Genomic DNA, 16,641 nt, shown 5'->3' on the forward strand with positions numbered 1-16,641 from the left:
ACCTTAGCTGGCACCTTCCCCATGAGCCGGTGGCGACACCTCGCAAGATCGCTCCAGTACCACCCCAGCCACAGCCAGCACCACTCCACCAAGGGCACCAGAGACTAACGACGGAAAGTCCTCCGCGGCAGCCGTCACAATGTGCATCCGAGGGACTACGTACACCAGAGCGCCGATATACGCGCCGCTGCACAGGGCACCCGCCCAGGCACAGGCTTTGCCGAAAATCATGAAGTTGGCCACCATCATGGGGTTGAGCTGACTGCGATCCAGCCCGACCTTGCCCTCTTCGCGGCGCTTGCGCACCATGTACGCGAGATAGAAGCAGACCGCGCCGAGGATCCAAAGGCTAAGCGGCACGACCAAGCTCAACGACTCAAGCGCGGCAAAGAACCGGCGCACTAAGATCCATCCGGCTGCGGCGGCAAAGGCCGCTGCGCTGAAGAGACCGGCAATCGACGTACGCGTCACAGCTTCTCCACCCCCTGCGGCTCCAGCCGCGCGAGGATGTCGCGCACCGGCTCGCCGTTGAGGTGCGCCTCCGGATCGATCTCCAGCCACGGCCGGAGCACAAACTCGCGCTCATGCGCCCGTGGGTGCGGCACGGTGAGCACGGGGTGAGTCGAGGTGAAGCCTTCAATGTCCACGATGTCCACGTCCAAGGTGCGCGGGCCCCAGCGCACCTCGCGCACGCGGTTCGCGGCGCGTTCCAACTCCTGGCAACGGTTAAGAAGGGTGAATGGGTCGTCCAAGGGGGCGTCGATAAGCAATGCCTGGTTGAGGAATGCTTCCTGCTCGATGCCACCCCACGGTGCGCTTCGGTAAAGGGAGCTTTGCGCGATGACTTCCGGCCCGAACGCGCGGACGACGCTGACGAGATGCGCGCGCGAGTCTTCCATGTTGGAGCCGGTGGAGAGCACAGCGCGCATGGTCACAGGCGCTTTCGCGAGCGGCGGGCGACCACGGCGACGTCGTCGAAGACCAACGGGATGGGTGCGTGCGGTTTGTGCACGGTGACCTCAACGGCGTGCAGCACGGCGTAGCGCGCGAGCGCTTCCTCGGCGATCTGCGTGGCTACGGTCTCGATGAGCTGCTTCGGCGTGCCGGCGGCGATGTCGTAGGCCAGCTGCGCGAGTTCGGCGTAGTTGACGGTCTTGGTCAGGTCGTCGGTGGCGGCGGCATCGGCGAAGTCGAGCCAGCACACGATGTCCAGCGTGAACGCCTGGCCGTGCTCGGTCTCGTGCGGGAGGACGCCGTGGTTGGCGTGGACGGCGAGGCCTTTGAGTTCGATGCGGTCGGCCACTTCCTTACCTCCCGGTGTTCCCGTGCTTCCAGGCAGCGGCGACATCGACAGCGTCGCGCGAGGGGGCGACCTCGTGCACGCGCACGCACCACGCGCCGAGGTGGGCCGACAGCGCGGTGACGGCCGCGGTTGCGGGGTCCGCGTCGACCGGGCCGTGCTCCAGCCCGCGGTTCGCGCGGATCCCGATGAGGAAACGCTTGCGGCTCGCACCGACCAGCACCGGGAAGTCACCGGCGACGAACTCGGGCAGAGCGTTGAGCAGGGCCCAGTTGTCCTCTGCGGTTTTGGCGAAGCCGAGGCCCGGGTCCACCACGATCTGGCCCGGGTCGACGCCGGAGGCGATTGCATTGCCGGTGAGTTGGGCAAGGACGTTATGCACGTCGCGGACCACATCGCCGCCGTGGTCGGCGACGCCGGAGGCGCTTTCGAAGCGGTCCGCGCGCCAGTGCATGAGGCACACCGGCAGCTTGGTCTCGGCCATGACGGTGTACATGTCCGGGTCGGCGAGGCCGCCGGAGACGTCATTGATCATGTCCACCCCGGCCTCCGCGGCGGCCAGTGCGGTCGCAGCTCGCATCGTGTCGACGGAGGTGCGGATGCCGTCGGCGTGCAGCTGTTCGACCACCGGTCGCACGCGCTGTGCCTCGAGCTCTGCCGCAACTCGGGTGGCTCCCGGACGAGTGGATTCGGCTCCGACGTCGATAATGTCCGCGCCGAGCCGCACCAGCTCATGGGCGTGGGCGACTGCCTGGTCCACGTGAAGCCACTTGCCGCCGTCGGAGAACGAGTCCTCGGTGACGTTGACGATGCCCATCACCGTCGTGCGCCCCGGTGCAGTGAGGTCTGCGACGGTCACGCGTGGCTGGCTGGTGGCGCTCATGAGTTAGCTCCTGATCAGGCTCATCACTTCGGCGCGCGAGGCCGGGTTGTTTTGGAAGCCGCCGCGCACCGCAGACGTGGTGGTCACCGCGCCGGGCTTGCGGATGCCGCGCATGGCCATGCAAAGGTGCTCGCACTCGATCACCACAATCACTGCCGACGCCCCGAGCTTGCTCACCAGCGCATCGGCGATCTGGGCGGTGAGTCGCTCCTGGACCTGCGGGCGCTTGGCGTAGAGGTCGGCGAGGCGAGCGAGCTTCGACAGCCCGGTGACCTTGCCTTCCTTGCCCGGAATGTAGCCGATGTGGGCCTTGCCGTAGAACGGCACGAGGTGGTGTTCGCAGGTGGAGTAGATCGGAATGTCGCGCACAAGCACGAGCTCGCGGTGGTTCTCTGCGAAGGTCTTCTCCAGCACCTCGGTCGGCTCAGTGTGCAGGCCTGCGAAGCACTCCTCGTAGGCGCGGGCGACGCGGGCCGGGGTTTCGATAAGGCCTTCGCGATCCGGGTTCTCGCCAACGGCGATGAGGAGCTCGCGCACTGCGGCTTCCGCACGCTCCCGATCGAAGGTGCCCTTGGCAGCGACAAGGTGGTCGGAGGCTCCCGGGCTGACCTGCTCGGGGTCCAGGATGTTGGCGTTATCGCTCATCGCGGCGGTCTCCTTCCGGTGCTCCAGGTTCCGTGTCCGGGTTAACGATGTCTTCCGCGTCGCGGACCGGGGTTTCCTCCGGCACGTCTGGGCGGCGCGGGTTGTCCTCGAACGAGCGGTCCGGGCGCTCGTGCTCCGGCAGGCGGAACCCGATCTCGTCGGTGCGCTGCTCCGACGGGCGCGGCTGACGCGGCGGCAGCTGAGTGGTGTCTCCGTTCGGCCGGTAGTGGTCCATGCCTGGGTGCTGCTGCGGCGGCATCGGCTGGCCTGGTTGCTGCGGTTGCTGGTTCTGGCCCGGGTACGTCCAATCCGGCGGCGGGGTTGCGCCACCGTATTGCGGCTGGTTGCCCCGCTTCGGCTGCCAACGGGTTGAACCGCCGTCGCGGCCACCACCCTGCTGCCCGGATTGCGCCTCGCGTTCCTGGCGGCGGCGCTCGCGGGTCTCGCGGGAAGCCTCGAGGATGGAGAAGCGCTTCGGCGGCTCCTCACCGCGCTCGATAGCCAGCTCTACCGGGGTTTTTACCGGCTCGTGGCCTTCTTGGCGGGCGAAGCGCTCGTCGTGGACCGGGATCGCGGGGCGCTCCGGCTGGATCGCGCCGAAGATGTCCTCGAGGTCCGGGCGGCGCAGGGTTTCCTTCTCCAGCAGCTTGCTTACCAGCGAATCCAGCACATCGCGGTTGCGACGCAGGATGGCGTAGGCGGTCGCATGCGCGGCGTCGACAAGCTCATGCACCTCTCGGTCAATGGTCTCTGCGACTGCCGGCGAATACTCGAGCGCTGCGCCCCCTCCCCCGCCGGAGAACGGATCGCCCTGCTGCTCGCCGTACTTCACGGTGCCCAGCGCGGAGCTCATACCGTACTCGGTGACCATCGCGCGGGCGATCTTCGTGGCCTGCTCGATGTCGTTGGACGCGCCGGTGGTCGGCTCGCCGAAGACGAGCTCCTCGGCGCTTCGGCCACCCATGGCGAAGACCATGCGGGCGAAGAGCTCGTCGCGGTTGTACATGCCCTTGTCGTCCTCGTCCGCGGTCATGGCGAAGCCGCCAGTGTTGCCGCGCTGGAGGATGGTGACCTTGTACACGCGCTCGATGTCCTTCAGCGCCCAGGCGGCAAGGGTATGACCACCCTCGTGGTACGCGGTGACCTTCTTCTCCTTCTCGGAGATGATCTTGGTGCTGCGGCGCGGGCCGCCGATCACCCGGTCCGTGGCTTCTTCCAGCGCGTCCGGGGTGATCACGTTGCCGCCGACGCGGGCCGTGAGCAGCGCGGCCTCGTTGAGCACATTGGCCAGGTCGGCGCCGGACATGCCCGCGGTGCGCTTCGCCAGCGCGTCGAGGTCGACGTCTTTCGAAAACGGCTTGCCCTTCGCGTGCACCTTGAGAATCTGCGCGCGGCCATTGAGGTCCGGGTTGGTCACAGGGATCTGGCGGTCGAAGCGGCCCGGGCGCAACAGCGCCGGGTCCAAGATGTCGGGGCGGTTCGTTGCGGCGATGAGGATGACGCCCTCGCGGCCGTCGAAACCGTCCATCTCCACGAGCAGCTGGTTCAACGTCTGCTCGCGCTCGTCGTGGCCGCCGCCCATGCCAGAGCCGCGCTGGCGACCCACGGCGTCGATCTCGTCGACGAAGATAATGCACGGCGAGTTTTCGCGCGCCTGCTTGAACAGGTCGCGCACACGCGAGGCACCGACACCCACGAACATCTCCACGAAGTCGGAGCCCGAGATGGAGTAGAACGGCACCCCAGCCTCGCCAGCGACGGCGCGGGCCAGGAGCGTCTTACCGGTACCGGGCGGGCCGTAGAGCAGCACACCGCGCGGGATCTTCGCGCCGAGCTTCTCGTAGATCTCCGGGTCGGTGAGGAAGTCCACAACTTCCTGCAGCTCGTCGACGGCCTCGTCCGCACCCGCGACATCGGCGAACGTGTTCGTCGGGTTGTCCTTGTTCAGCTGCTTCGCCTTCGAACCGCCAATGCCGAACATCCCGCCGCCGGCCTGCATGCGGTACATGAAGTAGAACAGCAGGCCGAAGATAATGATCATCGGCAGCATGAAGCCGAGCATGGAGAGCAGGAAGGACTCCTGCGTCACGTTCGTCTTGTAGCTATCCGCGCCGGAGTTCTGCACCGCCTCGAACACGGTCGGGGTGGTGCGCGCCGGGTATTGGGCCGAGACGGCTTCGACGCCCTCGCGCTCGTCGATAGTGATTGGCTCCCGCAACTCGATGCGGACGCGCTGCTCCCGGTCGTCGATCTGCACCTTTTCGGCGTTGCCATTCTCGAGCTGCTCGAGAGCAACGGAGGTGTCGACGTCCTGGTACGCGCGGGTGTCGTCACCAATCAGCGTGAGCAGGTAAAGAACGATGAGTACGACGGCGCCAATGAGGCCCCACCGCAAGACATTTTGGTTTTTTGTCATATCGTGGTGAAGCTTAAAGCCCTAACAGCTCGGAATAGACATTCGGGTGCAGCGTGCCCACATAGGGAATGTCGCGGTAGCGCTCGGCAAAGTCGAGACCATAACCCACCACGAACTCGTTCGGGATGTCGAAGCCGACATCGAGCAAATCGATCTTTGCGGTCTGCACCTCCGGCTTGCGCAGCAGGGTGACCACCTCGAGCGACTTCGGGCCGCGGCCCTTCAAGTTCTTCAGCAGCCACGAAAGGGTAAGGCCGGAATCGATGATGTCCTCAACGACGAGTACGTCGCGGCCCTCGATCTCCTTGTCCAGGTCCTTGAGAATGCGCACCACGCCTGAGCTGGTCGTGGAGTTGCCGTACGACGACACGGCCATGAACTCCATCTCGCAGGGGATGGTGAGCTTGCGCGCAAAGTCTGTGAGGAAAAAGACCGCGCCCTTGAGCACGCATACCAGCATGAGGTCCTGCTCGGAGTCCTTGTATTTCTCGCTCACCATGTCCGCGAGTTCTTGGACGCGGGCTTGCAGCGCATCCTCCGGAATGAGCACGGCCTCCACATCGTCGCCGTAGCGGTTGGCGGGGACGTTGTAATCCTTGTGGTCGTACAGCTTCGTCATTGCTTACCTCTGCGGATGCTGCGTTGGGAATGTTGGTAAAGATCAACTTCCTCATCTTGCCACCACAATCCGGCCAGATTCAAGAACCGCCCTGGGTGGGGGCTGGTTCCCGCGAACCTGGGGGAGGCCTGGAAGGGCTGAAGGAGGCGTGCGGGCGAAAGTGGCAACATGTTGCATTTCGGTAAATATTTGCCAGGGGCTTATTCGTCTCGGTGGCGGGCCAACGAATGCAGAATTTCGAATACCGTGACGACGTTGCGGGAAACGACAGTATCTGGGAGAATGATGGTACAGAAAATCTGAGTAAGACTCTGTCGGTTCGTGACCGGGATTTTCGCGAAAGAGGGAGACTCGGGTTCGATTCCCGGCCCACGGTTGTGGTGTAGCTCAGTGGCAGAGCCCCTCTTTTGGTGCTTAAGGCCAGTGCGGAACCGTCCAGTAACCTTTCGATTCAGCAGCCTGTTTCAAATCGTTTGACGATAATCCCTGGGCCATAGTTGAATTTGGCCAAACCTATGACCGACCTCTGCCACTTGCTGGAGTTACGGGGAGCACTCGTCTCGGATTCATAGTGGTCGACCACGATTTCCGCCCAAGTTCGTTTTGAGACGGTTTTACCCAGAGTACGGTTTACATCACGAGCAAGGCGCTGCACGAGGCCGAATGCGAGAAAGAGATGTCTAGCGTCTATTAGTAGGGAATTGTTGTTTCCCTTAATCTGAAGCGGCTGGCGGTTCTGAGTCACTTTCTCCCAGTAATCGAGCGCTTCATCTGATAGGGCTGGGATCATCTGATCCAAAGCCGCTTTGTAATTCCCGTTTTCATGAATGATCCCGTTGCGGACTAACCGCAAAACGTGGAAGAGCTCCAGCATCGAGTCGGGAGGCTGGGCGTGGCAACTGGCGTAGAAAACTTCGTGCATATTAACCATTTTGATGTCGGGTCCAGTGTTACCGGCCGAATCGACGACCTGCATACCGTCTAACCGCGCCAAACCGACAGCGGATACCACGTATTGCTCAAGGACCGACATCGCGTAAGGAATGCCCACTCTTGCTAAGTGCCCCTCCGCCTGGTCAATATACGATCGCGCCTCGTCTGACCTTAGGTTGAACCGCTCAATATGCCGGACTGCCGGAAAGATCCTGGCGAGAGTTTCTTCCGAGCCCTCGGTCAATTGCAGGGTATTTGAGGTTAGCTGGGACCCTGCAAGCAGAGCCATCAGTGCTGAATTCATCTGCGAACGCTGATCCAGAAACTGAAGGTACTCGGGATACTTTATCTGTGTGTCACCCACACGACCCCCCCAAAAAATGTCATGGCTATTTTCATTCAACATAACGCTACCGGAGCGCATCATTCAGACAAGGTGCAGGTGCCCGGCATCGCGGGTGACGGTGCGGCCACCTGTGAGGGTGATCGGGCCCTGGCCGTGCCAGTCGGTGACGAGGCCATCGATAGCGTTGAGCTGATCGCCCTGAACGGAGATGCCGTTTTCGATCAGCCACGCCGCAATGCGACGGCGACGCACGGGTGCGGGGTCTGCGGCGAGCTCAGCACAGTCGGCGGTGGGCTCGAGGTCGGCGAGGGACTCGAGGAGCTGGCGATCTTCGGCGATCCGGTTTGCGGTGGCGGCGAGCGGGACGACGGCATCACCGCCGAGGAGTTCCGTCAATGCCGGGATGATCTGCTGGCGGATGGCGACGCGGCGGTAGGCCGGGTCGTGGTTCATCGGGTCGTCCCACGTTTCGAGCCCGAGTTCTTGGCACGCACCAACGGTTTCCGCGCGGCGGAGAAACAGAAACGGGCGGACGAGTCGATCGGCCCTGGCTGCCATGCCCGCAGGGTTGCCGCGCAACGCGCCGAGGAGCAACGTCTCCGCCTGGTCATCGGCGGTGTGGGCGACCCAAACATCGGCATCAGATCCAGCTGCCGCGAAGAGCGCACTGTAGCGCGCGGCGCGGGCGGCAGCTTCGAGGCCGATGGCGCGACCAGTGCCGGCTACGGTGTCCACGTCGACGCGGACAACCTCAGCAGGCACATCCAGGCGCTGCGCCTGCTCGGCCGCGCAGGCCGCAACGTCGGCGGAGCCGGGCTGCAGACCGTGGTCCACCACCACCGCGCGGACGTGCTTGCCCTCGGCAGCGGCAGCGGCGACCAAAGCGAGTGAGTCGGGCCCGCCCGATAAACCGATGGCGGCTGGGTGGTCGGGATTGGTGTGGACGGGACGAACGGCCCGTCGACAAGCGAGAAAATGGGACGACTTCCGCGGCCAGAAGGGTTCCACGAACGCGCCTTAATACGCCCGGAGGATCGAGGCCATCTCATCCATCGCCCGGCGCGCCTCCAGCACGCTCGAACCGTTGGAGAGGAACGCGAACGTGTACACGTTGCCGTTAACACTGGTCACGGTGCCGGCGAGACCGGAGGTGTCGTCGAGCGTGCCGGTCTTGGCGCGCACCCAGCCGCGGCCCGGCAGGTCGCCGTAGCGCTCGATGAGCGTGCCTTCGCCGCTGGCCACGGGCAGGGTGTTCAGCAGCGGACGCAGCTCCGGCTTGGCGGCGGCGTCGGCGAGGATGGAATCCAGCAGCTTCGGCGTGATCAGGTTCATGGTGGACAGGCCAGAGTTGTCGTGGATCTCGGTGCCGGCGGTGTCGAAGCCGTGCTCGCTCAGCGCAGCCATGGTCGCCCCCGGCGCGTCAGTCGCCGCGCGGTCCAGGGCAACTTCGCGGCCGATGGCCTCGGCGTAGACGTTGTCCGAGTGCTTCATCATCATGTCCAGGCGGGTGACCAGGTCCGGCGAGTCCACTGACGCGACCACCTGCGCACCCTCGGGCACCGGGGCAGCGCCGGCGGCCTCGGCGCCGATGGCACCGGCAAGCGCCTGCGCCACGTCGAGCGCGGGAGCGTGCGAACGCGGCACGTCGCCGGTTTCCTCCACAAGCCCGCGCCCACCGTTGAGCATCGCCGGCTGGAGCGGCGCAACGTAGCCGCCGTCGATGTCCACCGGATCCCAGCCGGGCAGCATTTCCGGCATCTGGCCCCAATAAGAAGAGTCAATGGCAACGCTGGTCACGGGCTCGCCCAAGCCATTGAGCTGCGCGGCAAGCGCGTCGATGGCCTCGGCGTCCATCCACACGTCGCCCGCAGCCTTGATCACCACCTCGCCCGGGTTCGCGCCGCGGTAAACCTGCGTGGTTACCACGTCGTCAGGCCCGAGCTGCAGGATCGCGGCGGCCGCGGTGAGGATCTTCGTGGTGGAAGCAGGGCGCAGCGCCACACCGGCTTGTTGGTCAAACACCACTTCCCCGGTGGAGGCGTCCGTCACCCGGGCGTGAAACTCGGCGAGTGCTGGGTTGGAAGCGGCGTTCGACAGGGCGTCGTAAAGCGAACTGCTCTCGATGGGCGAACCTTGAGCTGGCTCGAGGACCTCGACTGGTGCGGGGAGTGTGTAGGCGGGGCCGTGTTCGAGAGCGGAGAGCTCCTCGTGCGCGACCACACCGAAACCAGCGACCGAACCGACGCCCACGAGCGCGGCGGCCGCGGCGTCCCACGTCCAAGCTTTCATCAGGTGGCAAGCGTAGCGCACGTATGATGGCTGGCGACTATTCATCGAACAAAGGAGAGCCGCAATGGCAATCGAGGTCATCATCGAAATCCCGAAGGGGTCGCGCAACAAGTATGAGGTGGACCACGAAACTGGCCGCATCTTCCTGGACCGCTACCTGTTCACCCCGATGGCCTACCCGCTGGACTACGGCTTCATCGAGGACTCCCTGGCTGACGACGGCGACCCGCTGGACGCGCTGGTGATCACGCCGGAGCCGGTGTTCCCGGGCGTGACCGTGATCGCGCGACCGATCGGCGTGTTCAAGATGACCGATGAGGCCGGCGGCGACGACAAGCTGCTCTGCGTGCTCGACGACGTGCGCTACGAGTCTTTCCAGGACATTTCCGACATCGACGACTTCACCAAGGACGAGATCGAGCACTTCTTCGTGCACTACAAGGACCTCGAGCCGGGCAAGTCCGTGCAGGGTTCCGGCTGGGGCGACCGTGCCGAAGCCGAGTCCATCCTGCAGGCCGCGCTGGATGCGTACAAGCGCGTGGGCGACAACTCCCGCGAAGGCCTCGAAGAAGAGAAGGAAGCCAAGACCGAGAACTAGGTCCTCTCGGTTTTATTCAGGGAGAGGTTGGCATGAAAGAAGTAGAGGTACAGCAGGTCCCCGAAGGGGCACAGCTTATCGACGTCCGCGAGCCCGACGAGTTCGCCGCCCAGCGAGCCGTCGGCGCGGTGAATGTGCCGCTGAGCGAGTTCATCTCCCGAGTTGGCGAGATTGATCCCGATCAGGACGTGTACCTGATCTGCAAATCCGGGGGCCGCTCGGCGCAGGCTGGCGAGTACCTGGAAAACGCGATGGGGTGGGACAACGCGATCAACGTCGCCGGCGGGACCACCGCGTGGGTGGAAGCTGGGTTGCCGTCCGAGCAGGGCTAGGGCGGCTCGGGCGGCTCGACGCTTCGGCGCTTCGGCGCTTCGGTACCCCTGAGACATAAACCCGGATATCAGCCACAAACCCGGATATCTACACCCCTTTATGTGCGAGCTTCCACACGTAAGGTGTCGTAGATATCCGGGTTTAGCTTTGCCCGGCCTATGGCTGTCGCCAAAAGTGGCGCAACCCCATCAATTTCTGGTTACGCTTGAGACATGGCCCAGTCCGCAGATCTACCTCACTCGCTCACACGGTCGCCGTCGTTTCAGATCGAACGCGTCCGCCGACATACAAAAGACGAGGTAGAGCGCGCCCTGAGCCAGCACGGTTCGTCGATGCGGGAGTTCTGGATCCTCAGCTGCGTGATCGATCAGCCCTACTCCCAGACCCAGCTTTCGGAGCTTTTGGCGATCGACGCCTCGGACATGGTTCGCCTTGTCGACTCGCTGGAAAAGCACGAGTGGGTGAAGCGCGACCGCGATCCACGGGATCGTCGTCGCCAAATTGTCACCCCAACCAAGAAAGGTATCAAGGCGCACGCCTCGCTTGTCGACGATGTCGCCTCGGCCGAAGATCGCGCCTTGGACATGTCGACAACGAAGCAGCTCAAATCGCTAAAGAAGCTTTCCAAGGCGATCCTGGAAGAGGAAAGCTAGCCGCATTCTTTGCGACACGCAATAAAACACCTCGAAGCCTCACGGAGCGGAGCCCGGCAGCGTTAAGCTGATATCTGTTCCCTTCTTTTTTCATTGTCCGTCGAGGAGTTTTGTCATGAAGCGTTTCCGCGCGGCCAGCATTGCTGCAGCCCTGTCCGCCGCGCTGATCACTGCTCCCATCCCGTTCGCTTCCGCCGAGACACCGAACGCTGAGATAGCGGCTGAAGAGAACAAGAACGCAGCCGAGGACACGAACCCGGAGCTCATCGCCGCCGAGGCCGCGCTTGAGCGAGCTGAAAAGAAGCTCAATGAGGCGAAGGCCGAGCTGACCAAGATCGAGCAAGACGCCATCGAGGCAAGAAAGGCCGAGTCCGAGGCGCTAAAGAAGGCCACCGGCGATCAGGCAGGTAAGTTCGAAGCAGCTCGAATCGACAACGAGCACGAGCGGTCAAAGAAGATCCTCGCCGCAATGGAGAAGGTGACGAAAGCCCAGGCCGACTACGACCGCGCCGCTGCCGAGGTTGAGCGCGTCAAGGCCGGCCCCTCTAACGACCGCAATGAACGCGAGTCGATTAACCAGCCCCTGGTTACCCAGGTTCCGAAGAACACTAAGGGCTCCGCAACAAGTTCCTCAGAACTTTCCGGAGTCAACCCGGTAGCCGGTGGTGCTGTCATTGGCCTGGCCATCGGCATAATCGCCGCAATCTTTAGCCTCGTCGCCGTCACGCTGCCGATGCTGCCCCAGATCGCAGCAGCGTTCTAACCCAAAGCTTGGGTAACTCCGGTTACCCAGTTCCAACTGAATAGCTCTATTTGTTTCCAACTCTCTGGAGGAGTTTCCCATGACCCGTTCCCGCATCCGCACCGCTGGCGTTGCCGCCGCAGTCGCAACCTCTCTGATCGTCGCTCCGAACGCATTCGCCGAGGATAATGCGACTACCGCTGCGGAGACCGTTGACGCACAAAACGTTGAGCAGCAGACCCCGAAGGAGGACACTCCGAAGGAGGACACTCCGAAGGAGGACACTCCGAAGGAGGACACTCCGAAGGAGGACACTCCGAAGGAGGACACTCCGAAGGAGGACACTCCGAAGGAGGACACTCCGAAGGAGGACACTCCGAAGGAGGACACTCCGAAGGAGGACACTCCGAAGGAGGACACTCCGAAGGAGGACACTCCGAAGGAGGACACTCCGAAGGAGGACACTCCGAAGGAGGACACTCCGAAGGAGGAGGAGAAGGAGCCGAAGGGCGACCGGTCTTCAAACAACACCATCCAGTCTTCCAAGGAGGGTGACAAGACCGCCAAGGGTTCGAGCGAAGATGGCTCCCTTTCCCCGGGTGCTATCGCAGGTATCGTCATCGGCGTTCTCGCAGCGATCGCTGGCGCAGCAGCTTTCGCCCTGCCGCAGATCCAGCAGTTCCTGCCGAAGTTCTAATTCGGTAGCAAATCGGGCGCCATAGGTGCCACCACTTGAAGCCGTCTGCTCGCTTGAGCGGGCGGCTTCTTTCATGCTTGCCCAGGGACCACCCCCACCCCCAACCCCTTCCACACGGCTCTGTAGGAACTTACTGAGACGCGCGCTTGTGTCGGCATTGGCTTAGGTCTCGATCGAGCAGTCGTAAATTTTTACAGTCGCCAAGATCTCGTGGCGAAGAGGGCTTGTGGCGGTGGGGGCATTCGCCGGCAAGGGCAGAGAGGCCGGAGAGGGCGAGGCTGGCCGCGTGGCCACGCACCCCAGTCAAACACCCACCCACATTGCTGGGCGATAATAAACCGTTGGTTCAAACCAACAAATTGGATGATCGCGCCAGGTTAGTTAGCCTTATTGCCATGACAATCCAGGGCAGCCACGACGAGCACCTGCTGCGCGCGCACCTCGCGCCGCCACCGCGCACCCTCGTGGACATCATCCGCGCCACTGCGGAGGAGCACCCCGAGGCCGCCGCAATCGACGACGGTGAAGTGCTCACCTACGCCGAGCTCATCGCAGAAGTCGAGGCACTCGCCGCCGACCTGCACGCGCATGGTCTCGACCACGGCGGGCGCGTCGGCATCCGCATGACCTCCGGCTCGAAGGACCTCTACCTGGCCATCCTGGCCACGATGTTCGCCGGCTGCGCCTACGTGCCGGTCGACGCCGACGACCCGGACGAGCGCGCGGAGCTGGTCTTCGGCGAGGCCAAGATTGACGCGGTCTGGACGGATGAGGGGTTTCGCGTGCTGCGGGGCTCGAAGGCGGTGCAAGGAGGCGTCGATAAGCAAGTAAGCCCTGACGATGACTGCTGGATTATTTTCACCTCCGGCTCGACCGGAACGCCGAAGGGTGTGGCGGTGACTCACCGCTCGGCCGCGGCTTTCGTGGACGCTGAGGCGCGGCTGTTCTGCCAGGCGGAACCGCTCGGGCCCGATGACCGGGTGCTGGCGGGCCTGTCGGTGGCCTTCGACGCGAGCTGCGAGGAAATGTGGCTGGCGTGGCGCCACGGTGCATGCCTGGTGCCCGCTCCGCGCGCGCTCGTGCGCTCCGGCCAGGACTTGGGCCCGTGGCTGATCCGCCGCGACATCACCGTCGTTTCCACCGTGCCCACGCTCGCGGGCCTGTGGCCTGCGGAAGCGCTTGACAACGTGCGCTTGCTCATCGTCGGCGGCGAGGCCTGCTCGCAGGAGCTCACCGATCGCTTGGCGACGGGGCGCGAAATGTGGAACACGTATGGGCCCACAGAGGCGACCGTGGTGGCTTCCGCGCAAAAACTCATTCCCGGCGAGCCGGTGACCATCGGTTGGGCGCTTGACGGCTGGGACCTCAAAGTCGCCGACGACGGTGAGTTGGTCATCGGCGGCGTTGGCCTCGCGCGCTACCTCGACCCTGCGAAGGACGCGGAGAAGTACGCGCCGATGGGCGATTGGCCGCGCGCCTACCGCACCGGCGACCACGTGAAAATTGCCGACAATGGCTTGGCGTTTATCGGCCGCGCCGACGACCAGGTGAAGATCGGCGGCCGCCGAATCGAGCTCGGCGAGGTAGAGGCGCACGTCGCGGGCCTGGACGGGGTCTACAACTCCGCCGTCTCCACGCAGACGCTGCCCAGCGGCGACAAGGTGCTGGTGGGCTACCTCTCCCCCGACCCGGGTGTCACCCTCGACGTCATCGCGATGCGTGAGGCACTCGCAGAAGTCATGCCGGCCGCGCTCGTCCCGCGCCTGCATGTGATGGACGAGCTGCCCGTGCGCACCTCCGGCAAGGTCGACAAAAAGGCCCTCCCCTGGCCGCTGCCCGCCGAGGTCAGCGCCGTCGGTCTCACCGAAACCGAAGCATGGGTGGCGCAGACCTTCGTCGATGTCCTCGGCATGGACGTCGCCAGCCGCGACGACGACTTCTTCGCACTCGGCGGCACGTCGCTTGCCGCCGCGACCCTGGTCGCGCGCCTGCGCGAGCGCGTCCCCACCATCGCCGTGCGCGACCTCTACGACCACCCTCGACTCGGGGCTTTAGCATCGCTTACCGACGACTCCTTGGGCACGACCCACACGCTCCGCGACCGCGCTGTCACCCCGGTTGGCGCAACTACGCGTCTTGCCCAGACTCTGCTCATGGTGCCGGTGATGACGCTGCGTGCCGCCACAGCAGTGACGTGGGTGCTCCTGGCCGCGCAGCTACTAGGCGTGCTGGCGCTGTCGTGGTCCGGACTGGTGCTCGCGTTTGTGGTGTTCTGCACCCCACTCGGCCGCGTGCCTGTCGGCGCGCTTGGCGCGCGGGTAATCCGCGGCCGCATCGAGGCGGGCGTGTACCCGCGCGGCGGTGCAGTGCACGTGCGTCTCTGGGCTGCGGAACGCTGGCTCGCCGCCTCCGGCGCGACGAATATCTCTGCGGCGTGGCTGGTCAAGCCGCTTGCGCGCATGCTGGGCGCCCGCATCGGCCGCGGCGTGGACTTTCAGACGTTGCCGCCGGTCACCGGTCTACTCACGGTTGGCAGCGGTGCGGCGATCGAGCCGGGCGTCGACCTGTCGGGCCACTGGCTCGACGGCGATGAACTGCACGTCGGAGCGGTGACAATCGGCGATGACGCTCGCATCGGTGCCCGCTCGACCCTGATGCCGGGTACCGAGATCCGCCAGGATGCGCACGTTGAGGCTGGGTCCACCGTCACCGGCGACAAACCCGTGAAGAAGGGCGCGCGTTGGGCGGGCTCGCCCGCGAAGAAGGTCGGCCGCTCGAAGCTGCGCTTCCCTGACGAGCGGCCGCCGCGCGGCATCGTCTGGGCAGCGGCGTATGCGCTGACGTCGCTGGCGCTCGCTGGCCTACCCGTTGCAGCTGCGGCCGCGGGTATTGCAGTGGTGTGGGCACTCGCGCCGTCAATTGGCTGGGCGGTGGTCCTCTCCCCGCTCGGCGGCCTGGTTTACCAGGGCGTCGGCATGGGCCTGACCTGGCTGGGGGTGCGAATTGCGCAGCTGAGCATCAAACCCGGCATCGCCCCGGTGCGTTCCCGCCACGGGCTTGCGCTGTGGACCGTCGTGCGCCTGATGGATGATGCCCGCACCCGCTTCTTCCCCGTCTACGCTGCACTGCTTACCCCGGTGTGGCTGCGCACGCTCGGCGCGCACATCGGCAACGACGCCGAGGTGTCCACCGCTGTCATGGTGCCCACGCTCACCGAGGTTCGCGACGGGGCATTTCTTGCCGACGACACGCTTGCCGGCGGCTACGAACTCGGCGGCGGCTGGATCCGCAGCGCCCAAACGACTGTGGGTCGACGCGCGTTCGTAGGTAACTCCGGCATGGTCGCCCCAGGGCGCAAGCTGGCTAAGCAGTCCCTGGTCGCGGTGCTCTCTGCCAGCCCGAAGAAATCGAAAGCGGGATCTAACTGGTGGGGATCGCCGCCGGAGCGAATGCGCCGCGTCGAGGTCGAGGCGGGAAGTGAATCTGTGACGTACGCGCCGTCGACAAGCATGAAGCTCCGGCGGGGCTTTGTGGAAACCCTGCGGCTGCTCGCACCCATGGCGCATGCGTGGCTGGCTGCACTGTTCGCGGTGGTCGTTGTGGGTTTGACGCCGGTGCTGGGCTGGTGGGTGTACCTGGCTGGTGGGCTGGTGTGGATGTATATCGGCGCACTCGCGGTGCTGGTTGCTGTGGCGACGAAGTGGCTGCTGGTGGGCACGCACCGGGCGGGCGAGCACCCGCTGTACTCGTGGTTTGTGTGGCTCAACGAGCTGCAGGACCAGTTCATTGAGCTGGTGGCCGCGCCGTGGTTCTTCAACTGGGCGCCGGGCACCGGCGAGATGTCTCTGGTGCTGCGGCTGCTCGGGGTGGATATCGGGCGTGGCGCTTGGGTGGAGTCGTACTGGTTCCCCGAGACAGACCTGTGCCGCGTGGGCGACGGCGCATCGGTGGGGCGCGGCACGGTGGTGCAGACGCACCTGTTCCAGGACCGCGTGATGTCGCTGGATGCCGTGGTGGTGGAGGCCGGCGCGTCGGTGGGGCCGCACTCGGTGGTGCTGCCCGGTGCGGTGATCGGCGCGGACGCGTCGGTTGGCCCGGGTTCGCTGGTGATGCGCGGCGACGTGCTCAGCGAGCGCACCGTCTGGCAGGGCAACCCGGTCGAGCCGCGGTAGCGGCTAGTTGCGGCC

General features: G+C 64.8%; 16 protein-coding genes. 6 read left to right on the forward strand and 10 right to left on the reverse strand.

Annotated elements, in window-relative coordinates; translation table 11 throughout:
• Positions 1–3 precede the first annotated feature (3 nt).
• The 10 genes from CGLAUT_RS10495 to dacB form a co-directional block, all read right to left on the reverse strand.
• Positions 4–471 (reverse strand): DUF3180 domain-containing protein, encoded by a 468-nt coding sequence (locus CGLAUT_RS10495; RefSeq protein WP_290185077.1) that lies wholly within the window; start codon positions 469–471, stop codon positions 4–6.
• Entirely contained in the window at positions 468–929 is a 462-nt protein-coding gene (gene folK, locus CGLAUT_RS10500; protein ID WP_095660686.1) for a 2-amino-4-hydroxy-6-hydroxymethyldihydropteridine diphosphokinase, read from the reverse strand. Before folK ends, CGLAUT_RS10495 begins: the two co-directional genes overlap by 4 nt.
• Positions 930–931: 2 nt before the next feature.
• A complete protein-coding gene (gene folB, locus CGLAUT_RS10505) occupies positions 932–1,303 on the reverse strand; it encodes a dihydroneopterin aldolase (protein WP_095660687.1) in 372 nt (123 codons plus the stop codon).
• A gap of 4 nt (positions 1,304–1,307) precedes the next feature.
• Positions 1,308–2,159 carry a dihydropteroate synthase gene (gene folP, locus CGLAUT_RS10510; protein WP_095661180.1) on the reverse strand — a complete coding sequence of 284 codons (852 nt, stop codon included), beginning with the start codon at positions 2,157–2,159 and terminating at the stop codon, positions 1,308–1,310.
• Positions 2,160–2,186: 27 nt separating this feature from the next.
• Positions 2,187–2,828: a GTP cyclohydrolase I FolE gene (gene folE / locus CGLAUT_RS10515; protein ID WP_095660688.1), complete on the reverse strand. Its 642-nt coding sequence runs from the start codon at positions 2,826–2,828 to the stop codon at positions 2,187–2,189.
• Positions 2,818–5,244 (reverse strand): ATP-dependent zinc metalloprotease FtsH, encoded by a 2,427-nt coding sequence (gene ftsH, locus CGLAUT_RS10520; protein WP_095660689.1) that lies wholly within the window; start codon positions 5,242–5,244, stop codon positions 2,818–2,820. The genes folE and ftsH overlap by 11 nt, the downstream gene beginning before the upstream one ends.
• Before the next feature lie 13 nt (positions 5,245–5,257).
• Positions 5,258–5,863, reverse strand: a complete 606-nt coding sequence (gene hpt, locus CGLAUT_RS10525) for a hypoxanthine phosphoribosyltransferase (RefSeq protein ID WP_198304927.1) — start codon at positions 5,861–5,863, stop codon at positions 5,258–5,260.
• Between the two features lie 451 nt (positions 5,864–6,314).
• Positions 6,315–7,100, reverse strand: a complete 786-nt coding sequence (locus tag CGLAUT_RS10530; protein WP_290185080.1) for a hypothetical protein — start codon at positions 7,098–7,100, stop codon at positions 6,315–6,317.
• A 123-nt stretch (positions 7,101–7,223) separates the two neighbouring features.
• Complete coding sequence (gene tilS, locus CGLAUT_RS10535; RefSeq protein WP_290185081.1) at positions 7,224–8,150, reverse strand: tRNA lysidine(34) synthetase TilS; 927 nt, start codon at positions 8,148–8,150, stop codon at positions 7,224–7,226.
• Positions 8,151–8,159: 9 nt separating this feature from the next.
• The gene (dacB, locus tag CGLAUT_RS10540) at positions 8,160–9,431 is read right to left on the reverse strand and encodes a D-alanyl-D-alanine carboxypeptidase/D-alanyl-D-alanine endopeptidase (RefSeq protein ID WP_290185082.1); all 1,272 of its coding nucleotides are present in this window, start codon (positions 9,429–9,431) and stop codon (positions 8,160–8,162) included.
• Positions 9,432–9,495: 64 nt separating this feature from the next.
• Here dacB and CGLAUT_RS10545 point away from each other — a divergent pair, with 64 nt between their 5' ends.
• The 6 genes from CGLAUT_RS10545 to CGLAUT_RS10570 all read left to right on the forward strand — a co-directional run bounded on the left by CGLAUT_RS10545 (position 9,496) and on the right by CGLAUT_RS10570 (position 16,626).
• The gene (locus CGLAUT_RS10545) at positions 9,496–10,029 is read left to right on the forward strand and encodes an inorganic diphosphatase (protein ID WP_095660693.1); all 534 of its coding nucleotides are present in this window, start codon (positions 9,496–9,498) and stop codon (positions 10,027–10,029) included.
• 32 nt (positions 10,030–10,061) lie between these two features.
• Positions 10,062–10,361, forward strand: a complete 300-nt coding sequence (locus CGLAUT_RS10550; RefSeq protein ID WP_290185083.1) for a rhodanese-like domain-containing protein — start codon at positions 10,062–10,064, stop codon at positions 10,359–10,361.
• Between the two features lie 213 nt (positions 10,362–10,574).
• Complete coding sequence (locus tag CGLAUT_RS10555; RefSeq protein WP_290185085.1) at positions 10,575–11,015, forward strand: MarR family winged helix-turn-helix transcriptional regulator; 441 nt, start codon at positions 10,575–10,577, stop codon at positions 11,013–11,015.
• Between the two features lie 115 nt (positions 11,016–11,130).
• The gene (locus CGLAUT_RS10560) at positions 11,131–11,778 is read left to right on the forward strand and encodes a hypothetical protein (protein ID WP_290185087.1); all 648 of its coding nucleotides are present in this window, start codon (positions 11,131–11,133) and stop codon (positions 11,776–11,778) included.
• 79 nt (positions 11,779–11,857) lie between these two features.
• Entirely contained in the window at positions 11,858–12,454 is a 597-nt protein-coding gene (locus tag CGLAUT_RS10565; RefSeq protein ID WP_290185088.1) for a hypothetical protein, read from the forward strand.
• A gap of 395 nt (positions 12,455–12,849) precedes the next feature.
• A complete protein-coding gene (locus CGLAUT_RS10570; RefSeq protein WP_290185090.1) occupies positions 12,850–16,626 on the forward strand; it encodes a Pls/PosA family non-ribosomal peptide synthetase in 3,777 nt (1,258 codons plus the stop codon).
• Positions 16,627–16,641: the final 15 nt, after the last annotated feature.

It is taken from the genome of Corynebacterium glaucum, assembly GCF_030408855.1.
GTDB classification, from domain to species: domain Bacteria; phylum Actinomycetota; class Actinomycetes; order Mycobacteriales; family Mycobacteriaceae; genus Corynebacterium; species Corynebacterium glaucum.

What these genes read in the sequence shown, in the direction of transcription:
- CGLAUT_RS10565 (WP_290185088.1), top strand. Translation starts at nt 11,858, where the DNA reads ATGACCCGTTCCCGCATCCGCACCGCTGGCGTTGCCGCCGCAGTCGCA.
- folK (WP_095660686.1), bottom strand. Translation starts at nt 929, where the DNA reads ATGCGCGCTGTGCTCTCCACCGGCTCCAACATGGAAGACTCGCGCGCG.
- CGLAUT_RS10545 (WP_095660693.1), top strand. Translation starts at nt 9,496, where the DNA reads ATGGCAATCGAGGTCATCATCGAAATCCCGAAGGGGTCGCGCAACAAG.
- CGLAUT_RS10530 (WP_290185080.1), bottom strand. Translation starts at nt 7,100, where the DNA reads ATGAATTCAGCACTGATGGCTCTGCTTGCAGGGTCCCAGCTAACCTCA.
- dacB (WP_290185082.1), bottom strand. Translation starts at nt 9,431, where the DNA reads ATGAAAGCTTGGACGTGGGACGCCGCGGCCGCCGCGCTCGTGGGCGTC.
- CGLAUT_RS10560 (WP_290185087.1), top strand. Translation starts at nt 11,131, where the DNA reads ATGAAGCGTTTCCGCGCGGCCAGCATTGCTGCAGCCCTGTCCGCCGCG.
- CGLAUT_RS10550 (WP_290185083.1), top strand. Translation starts at nt 10,062, where the DNA reads ATGAAAGAAGTAGAGGTACAGCAGGTCCCCGAAGGGGCACAGCTTATC.
- hpt (WP_198304927.1), bottom strand. Translation starts at nt 5,863, where the DNA reads ATGACGAAGCTGTACGACCACAAGGATTACAACGTCCCCGCCAACCGC.
- CGLAUT_RS10555 (WP_290185085.1), top strand. Translation starts at nt 10,575, where the DNA reads ATGGCCCAGTCCGCAGATCTACCTCACTCGCTCACACGGTCGCCGTCG.
- folE (WP_095660688.1), bottom strand. Translation starts at nt 2,828, where the DNA reads ATGAGCGATAACGCCAACATCCTGGACCCCGAGCAGGTCAGCCCGGGA.
- ftsH (WP_095660689.1), bottom strand. Translation starts at nt 5,244, where the DNA reads ATGACAAAAAACCAAAATGTCTTGCGGTGGGGCCTCATTGGCGCCGTC.
- CGLAUT_RS10570 (WP_290185090.1), top strand. Translation starts at nt 12,850, where the DNA reads ATGACAATCCAGGGCAGCCACGACGAGCACCTGCTGCGCGCGCACCTC.